Genomic DNA, 658 nt, shown 5'->3' on the forward strand with positions numbered 1-658 from the left:
TCTCGGCCAACTGTCTATCGAACTCTCAGCAGAACAGCCTCAACGTTCTTGTTGGGTTCACTCTAAGCGTACGTAAAGTACACTTTCGTGTCGTGACCCCTATTTGAACGAGGCGTTGCGCTGGATTCAGGAGCGGCACGGCAAGGACAACGTGATCGCTGCCATCATTCACCGGGACGAAAAAACGCCGCACCTGTCGGCCTACGTGGTGCCAAAAGACCCCGATACAGGCCGCCTGAATTGCCGCCGGTTCCTCGGTGGTGCCAAGGCCCTGAACGAGATGCAGACCGACTTTGCGCGAGTTGTGGGACGCCCTGTCGGACTGGAACGCGGCATCGAAGGAAGCAAGGCCACCCACACCAAGCTGAAAACCTACTACGGGGCGCTAGAACGGGACGCACCCGAGCACAAAAACCTGACCCCTGCTGACCTAGAACCGCAGGTGCTCAAGAAGGGGATTTTTACCCGTGTTGTGGAAGACCCTGAGCAGGTGGCAAAACGCATCAGTCAGACCGTTCAGCAGCATTATGAACCTGCCGTTCAGAGCGCCACAGTTGCCCGCACAGCGACCAAACGGGCCAAGGAAGACAGAGAGAGCCTGAAACAGCTTCAGAGCCGTCTGGAGCCTCTTGTGAAGGCTCTGAGGGATATTCCGACC

1 protein-coding gene is annotated in these 658 nt (G+C 57.3%); it reads left to right on the forward strand.

From position 1 onward, the window contains the following. Window positions 1-103: 103 nt before the first annotated feature. A partial coding sequence (locus KP705_RS15935) for a plasmid recombination protein (RefSeq protein ID WP_215764940.1) occupies window positions 104-658 on the forward strand: 555 nt, incomplete at its 3' end.

It is taken from the genome of Gluconobacter sp. P1D12_c, from assembly GCF_018812105.1.
Classification (GTDB): Bacteria; Pseudomonadota; Alphaproteobacteria; order Acetobacterales; family Acetobacteraceae; genus Gluconobacter; species Gluconobacter oxydans_A.